Below are 6,344 nucleotides of genomic sequence, written 5' to 3'. Positions count from 1 at the left end.
GAAACTTTGCCGCTTCTGCGACGCCTTCGGCGGAGACCGAATGGCCGAGGCCGGGCTGGATGAAGTTGCTGGTGACGACGCCAAGCGGCGAGAGCTTTCCCTCCGCATTGGCGACTTCGGAAACCGGCATCATGTGATCTTCCGTGCCGTGAACCAGCAGCAGTTTTGCGCCCTTCACCGGTTCGAGCGGTTCGGGCGAGGCGAGGCGGCCGGAGAAGGCAACGACACCGGCGACCGACCAGTGGCCGGAAGCGATGGCGTCGAGGGCCATGATCGAGCCCTGCGAAAAGCCGACCAGGGCGACGCGGTCGAGGCGCCCGGCAAACCCTTCGCGGCCGATGATATCGGAGATGATTGCGTCAAAGGCCGGGCGCGCGGCGTCGACGCGGGCGGGGCGGTTTTCCGCTGTGACGCCGACGACGCTGAACCACTGATAGCCGCCATTGAACCGGCCGGGACCATCGGGGCCGACGAATTTTGTGTTCGGCAGCGAGGGGGCCAGTGCAGGGGCCAAGCCGCCGATATCGGCGCCGGAGCTGCCGACGCCGTGGAGGAGAATGACGAGACTGTCGCTCATGCTGCCACCTCATAAAGTCCGGGAATGAACGGGCCGCGCGGCACGATGCCATTGGGGTTGAGCGACTTGATGGAATAGTAGCCGCGCTTGATGTGGTCGATATTGACTGTCTCGCGAATGCCCGGAATGTCGAGTATGCGGAGCATATAGGCCTGCAGGTTCTTGTAGTCGGCGATACGCCTATGATTGGTCTTGAAGAGGCCGTGATAGGCGGCGTCGAACCGGACTAGCGTCACGAAGGCGCGGATATCGGTTTCGGTCAGCGCGTCGCCGAAGAGGAAGTCTTTGCCTTCGAGACGGGCTTCCAGGCTGTCGAGGGCCGCGAAAACGTCAGCATAGGCTTCGTCATAGGCGATCTGGGTCGTGGCGAAACCGGCGCGATAGACGCCATTGTTGAGGCGCGGGTAGATGTAGTCGTTGAGCGCATCGATTTCGGCGCGGAAGGCTTCCGGATAGAGGTCGTATTCGTTCGAGGCGAGGTCGCCAAAACCGGAATCGAGCATGCGCAGGATATCGGCGCTCTCATTGTTGACGATGGTGTTTTGCTTTTTGTCCCAGAGCACCGGCACCGTGGCGCGGCCGCTGACTGTGGCATCGGCGCGCGTGTAGATCTCGTGCATGTAGGTGGCGCCGTTGATCGCGTCGGGCGTCAGGAAGCGCCAGCCTTCGTCGGTCAGTTCGGGTTCGACGACGGACATGGATATGACCTCGTCGAGCCCCTTGAGGCTGCGGCCGATAATGGTGCGCGAGGCCCAGGGGCAGATCAGCGCGACATAGAGATGGTAGCGGTCCGCTTCGGCCTTGAAGCCAGCGTCACCGGTCGGGCCGGCGCTGCCGTCGGGCGTGATCCAGTTGCGGAAGGACGAGGTCTGGCGCACGAAGCCGCCCTTGGCGTCGACGCCCTGCACCGGCTGCCAGTTTGCAGTCCACTTTCCGTTGACGAGCATTTTCAGGCCTCCTTGGTGCTGAGCGAGAGGGCGAGCCCCCACGGATCGGTGAGGGTGTTGGTGGTGTTGCCGGCGCGGGAAGTGATGGCGTCGCGTTGGGCCTGGGTGTCGAGAATGAGCTCGAAACCCACGAGGCCGGTGGTCTTGGGATCGATCGGACCGGCGCCGCGGCTCGACCAGATATTGGTCGCGAGCTGATGGTGGTAACCGCCGGCGCCATAGAAGGTGGCGCCGGGATAGTGGCAGGTGATGTCGGTGCCAAGGACGCCGGAATAGAAGGGCTCGGCAGTGGGGAGATCGCCGACCTGCAGGTGCATGTGGCCGACGATCATGTCGGTAGGCGCGCCGGACCATGTGGCGGTCTCGTCGAAATGCAGGAGACCGTCGATGTCGAGCGGGTCCGAGGCCATCTGGATCAGGCCATTGTCGTTCGGCCAATCGGCGCGCGGGCGATCGCCATAGACCTCGATGCCGTTGCCTTCGGGGTCGTTGAGATAGAAGGCTTCGCTGACGAGGTGGTCGGATGCGCCGCCGACGCCGATGCGCTCCTTGGCGACATAGCGCAGCCAGGCGGCGAGATCGTTGCGGGTGGGCATCAGGAAGGCGGTGTGGAAGAGACCGGCCGAGCGCGGATTGCGCTGGACGAAGTCGGTATTGCCGCGCAGTTCGAGCAGCGGCGTCTTGCCGACGCCAAGGCGCAAGGTGGAGCCGTCCCGGTCGATCAGTTCGAGACCGAGCAGGTGGCGATAATAGTCGGAGACCGTGTCTACCTGGCGCACATTGAGCGTCACCAGGCCGATCTGCATGGGGGCCGTAGCGGACATGGGCAAAAATTCCTTGGCGCGGACTGTCCGCGCTCTCTGCCCATTCAAATGCGCTTTACCATCGGTTCCGTAAAGCGAACGATGCTGAACGTGTTGTTCGGAGAAAAGAGAAGATCAGCGTTCGTCAAGCCGCGGCATCAGCTCAACGAAATTGCAGGGCTTGTGTCGGTAGTCGAGCTGTTGGGTCAGAATGCCTTCCCAGGCATCGCGGCACGCGCCGCGCGAGCCCGGGAGGGAGAAGACGAAGGTTGTGCCGATGAGGCCAGCGGTGGCGCGAGACTGGATCGAGCTCGTGCCGACTGTGGTGGCCGAATACTGATGGAAGAGCACGGAAAAGCCTTCCATACGCTTGTCGAAGAGCGGTTCGACGGCTTCGGGGGTCACGTCGCGGCCGGAAAAGCCGGTGCCGCCGGTGGTCAGGATCACGTCGACCTTGGGATTGGCGACATAGGCCTGGACGGCCGCGCGGATGAGCTGGATGTCGTCGCGAACGACCTGGCGCTCGAAGCAGGTGTGGCCGTCGGCTTCGAGCAGCGATTTGAGGAGCGCGCCGCCGGTATCGGTTTCGAGAGTCCGCGTATCGGAAACGGCGATGACAGCGATGGAGAGGGGCCTGAAAGCCCGATCCTCAAACCGTTCCGTCTTGAACATTGCGCTTTGGCTCCACCGTTTCGATCAGCTCTTCGGGGACCGGCGACTCGTGCCGCACGATCACGTCATCCTCGGCATCACTATCAGCCCGCGGATCGAGCACAATAGATTCCGGCGTCACCTGCTTGTCATTGCCCATGGGCTGGAAGGGCGCGCGATTGGCGGCATCGACGCTGCGGCGGACGCGCATGCGCATGAAGGCGAAACCGGCGACGGCGGCGTGGAAGATGGCGGTGATGATGAAGAGCGCCATGGGCGCGATGGAACTCATCAACACCGAGGCAATGGCGGGGCCGATGGCAAGGCCGACGCCGAGAATGAGCAGCATGCCGCCCGCGATCTTGGCGAAATCGCCATCTTTGGCAAAGTCGTTCGCATGGGCCACGGCGATTGGATAGAGCGGGTTGGCGGCAAGGCCATAAAGGCCGAAGAGCACATACATCAGCCAGCCTGCGCTGGGATTGATGATGACGATGAGGAGGCCCACCACGGCGGCGCCCGCACCAAGACCGATCATGACCTGGCGGCGGTCGATACGGTCGGAAAGGCGGCCGAAGGGAATCTGTGCGACGGCGCCGGCAATGGCGGCGATGGAAAACAGCAGCGCAATGCCTGAGGCGTCGAGCCCTTGTTCATAGCCATAGACGGGCGCCAGCGTGCCGAACGAGCCGTTGGCCATGCCGCAGCAGAAGGCGGCGACGGCGGCAACGGGCGAGGTCTTGATCAGAAGCGGTAAGTCGAGTTTTGCCGAGGCGAGGGGCCGGGGCTGCGGGCTCGAGGTGAGGGCGGTGGGTAGGAGGGCGCAGATGAAGCTGATCGCGCCGATGACGAAGGGCAAATAGCCGGCGGTGCCGGTGACCGACATGGCAATCTGGCCGACCGTGGACGCGGTCAGGTTGATGGTGACATAGATCGAAAAGATCGTGCCGCGGCTCTTGTTGTCGGCGACTTCATTGAGCCAGCTTTCAACGATCATGGCGGCGCCGGCAAAGCAGAACCCGGAGAGGGCGCGCAGCACGATCCAGCCGATATCGTTGATCCACAAGAGATTGAGGAGGATGGTGATGGTGCCGATGGCGGCCATGACCGAATAGGCGCGGATATGCCCGACTTTTCGCACGATCATGGGGACCATGATGGAGCCGGCAACGAAGCCGACCGACCAGCCGGTGCCGATGAGGCCGAGCGCGAGGAGAGAAAACTCTTCCTCCGCGCCACGCACCGAGAGCAGGAGGCCCTGCAGGCCACCTCCGAACATCAACAGGGCCGAGCCAAGGAACAGGGCGTAGATTTTGATGACGGAAGCCATGGCGCTCTGACAATAAGGGCAGCGAAACGTTGCAAATCACCGAAAGGTGACCATACCGCGACATAGAAGGAGCGATAGGGCGGAAATGGGGAGGCGGGGCAAAAAGTTGCTTGGCTATCGGAGTTCGTCACCCTCGGGCTCTGCACTTACCAGGGCATGGCGAAGTGAAGTGTCCTCGGGTCAGGCCCGAGGATGACGGCCAGTGGCAGGCGATGGCCCTCAGCTCAGCCCCAGACTGTCCATCTTCATCTTCAGGCTCAGCAAATCTGCCCAGGCCTGCTGCTTGGCGGCTGGGTTGCGCAAGAGATAGGCCGGATGAAGCGTTGGCAGCGCGTCGACCTGGTGGGTGCCAATCGCCACGTCCTGCCAGCGGCCGCGCATCTTGATGATGCCGGCTGTGGTCTTGAACACCGTCTGCATGGCCGGGCCGCCCAACGTCAGGACGAGCTTTGGCGCGACCAGTTCAACCTGGCGATTGAGGAAGGGCAGGCACAATTCCATTTCTTCAGGCGTTGGTGTGCGATTGCCGGGTGGGCGCCAGGGGACGGTGTTGACGATAAAAACCTTGGTGCGGTCGAGGCCGATGGCGCCGAGCATGCGGTCGAGCAATTGGCCCGAGCGGCCGACAAAGGGTTTGCCTTGGCGATCCTCTTCGGCGCCGGGAGCTTCGCCGATCAGCATGATCTTGGCTTCGGGATTGCCATCAGCAAAGACGAGTTGGGTGGCGCGGAACTTGAGGCTGCAGCCGTCATAGGCTTCGAGAATCTTTTGCAATTCGTCGAGTGTGCCGGCCGACGCAGCGAGTTTTCGCGCTTCTGACGGATCGCCGGTAATGGCGGCAGTGGCGGGCGGTGGCGGCTGGGCGGGTGCAGCGGCGGCCTGGCGGAGTGCCTGGGCCGGCGAAGGCGTGGGGGCTGGCTGGGCAAAACGGTCGACCGGGTCCTCGCCGACGGCAAGATCCACGCCGGCGGCGCGATACCAGTCCAGCACGGAGAGCAGTTCAGCCTTGTTGAGTTCTCGACCTTGAGACATGGGGCCCGTTATGTCACACCGCATTCGAGGCGACCAGTCGCCTGCCGACGTTGAGGGTTGGACTATGGCCGAAGCTGGCAATCGAGAGACGATTTCGACCGACATTCTGATTGTCGGTGCTGGTCCTTCGGGGCTTGCAGCAGCTATTCGCCTGAAACAGCGCCATGCCGAGCTTAGTGTGACAGTGGTGGAAAAGTCGGCCGAGATCGGCGGACATATTCTTTCGGGCGCGGTGATGGACCCCAAGGGGCTCGATGCGCTGTTGCCGGACTGGCGGCTGAAGGGCGCGCCGGTCGGGCCCGATGTGACCAAAGACACGTTTCACTATCTGACCGAAACGCACGATCTTCCCCTGCCGCACATTCTGGTGCCGCCGCAGTTGAAGACGCCGGGTGGCGTCATTGTCAGCCTTGGGCGTCTGGTGCAATGGCTCGGCGAACAGGCCACGGAACTGGGCGTCGATATTTTCCCGATGACGGCGGCGGTGGATGTGCTGCGCACGGGCGATGGGCCAGTGCGCGGCGTCATTACCGGCGATCTCGGGCGGGATGCCGAGGGCAATCCGAAATCGGGCTTTGCCGAGGGCATTGCGCTCGAAGCCAAATATACCCTGATCGCCGAGGGCGCGCGGGGATCGCTGGCAAAACAGATCATTGGCGATTTCGATCTTGGTCGCGAGCCGCAGAAATATGGGCTCGGTATCAAGGAAGTCTGGGAGATTCCGGCCGAAAAGCACCATGCGGGGCAGGTGGATCATTATCTCGGCTTTCCGCTGGACAATTCCACGGCAGGCGGTGGTTTTGTGTACCATGCCGAAGACAGAAAACTCTATGTCGGGCAGGTCACTTATCTCGACTATGCCGATCCGACGCTCTCGCCCTTTGACGAATTCCAGCGCTTTAAGACGCATCCTGCCGTGGCAAAACTGCTCGAAGGGGGCACGCGTATCAGCTATGGCGCGAGGGCGGTGACGGCCGGTGGTTGGCAGTCGGTGCCAAGCCTCG

The 6,344-nt window shown here is 62.8% G+C and carries 7 protein-coding genes; 1 reads left to right on the top strand and 6 read right to left on the bottom strand.

All coding sequences use genetic code 11. From position 1 onward, the window contains the following. The 6 genes from ABW043_RS12455 to ABW043_RS12430 form a co-directional block, all read right to left on the bottom strand. The coding region (locus ABW043_RS12455; protein WP_353921527.1) for an alpha/beta hydrolase at positions 1–577 on the bottom strand (577 nt) is incomplete at its 3' end. Beyond that, positions 574–1,524, bottom strand: coding sequence for a glutathione S-transferase family protein (locus tag ABW043_RS12450; protein WP_353921526.1), 951 nt, complete (start codon positions 1,522–1,524; stop codon positions 574–576). The genes ABW043_RS12450 and ABW043_RS12455, both read right to left, overlap by 4 nt. A gap of 2 nt (positions 1,525–1,526) precedes the next feature. After that, entirely contained in the window at positions 1,527–2,348 is an 822-nt protein-coding gene (locus tag ABW043_RS12445; protein ID WP_353921525.1) for a VOC family protein, read from the bottom strand. A gap of 114 nt (positions 2,349–2,462) precedes the next feature. Further along, a complete protein-coding gene (gene moaB, locus ABW043_RS12440) occupies positions 2,463–2,999 on the bottom strand; it encodes a molybdenum cofactor biosynthesis protein B (RefSeq protein ID WP_353921524.1) in 537 nt (178 codons plus the stop codon). After that, positions 2,977–4,308: an MFS transporter gene (locus ABW043_RS12435; protein ID WP_353921523.1), complete on the bottom strand. Its 1,332-nt coding sequence runs from the start codon at positions 4,306–4,308 to the stop codon at positions 2,977–2,979. The genes moaB and ABW043_RS12435 overlap by 23 nt, the downstream gene beginning before the upstream one ends. 219 nt (positions 4,309–4,527) lie before the next feature. Continuing rightward, a complete protein-coding gene (locus tag ABW043_RS12430) occupies positions 4,528–5,340 on the bottom strand; it encodes a uracil-DNA glycosylase (RefSeq protein WP_353921522.1) in 813 nt (270 codons plus the stop codon). Positions 5,341–5,350: 10 nt separating this feature from the next. Here ABW043_RS12430 and ABW043_RS12425 point away from each other — a divergent pair. Continuing rightward, positions 5,351–6,344: NAD(P)/FAD-dependent oxidoreductase (locus tag ABW043_RS12425; RefSeq protein WP_353921521.1), on the top strand; the 994-nt coding region annotated here is incomplete at its 3' end.

Origin of the sequence: Devosia sp., assembly GCF_040509215.1 — a bacterium.
GTDB lineage: Bacteria > Pseudomonadota > Alphaproteobacteria > Rhizobiales > Devosiaceae > Devosia.
This window is presented reverse-complemented; position numbering and strand designations above follow the sequence as displayed.

What these genes read in the sequence shown, in the direction of transcription:
- ABW043_RS12430 (WP_353921522.1), bottom strand. Translation starts at nt 5,340, where the DNA reads ATGTCTCAAGGTCGAGAACTCAACAAGGCTGAACTGCTCTCCGTGCTG.
- ABW043_RS12435 (WP_353921523.1), bottom strand. Translation starts at nt 4,308, where the DNA reads ATGGCTTCCGTCATCAAAATCTACGCCCTGTTCCTTGGCTCGGCCCTG.
- ABW043_RS12445 (WP_353921525.1), bottom strand. Translation starts at nt 2,348, where the DNA reads ATGTCCGCTACGGCCCCCATGCAGATCGGCCTGGTGACGCTCAATGTG.
- ABW043_RS12450 (WP_353921526.1), bottom strand. Translation starts at nt 1,524, where the DNA reads ATGCTCGTCAACGGAAAGTGGACTGCAAACTGGCAGCCGGTGCAGGGC.
- moaB (WP_353921524.1), bottom strand. Translation starts at nt 2,999, where the DNA reads ATGTTCAAGACGGAACGGTTTGAGGATCGGGCTTTCAGGCCCCTCTCC.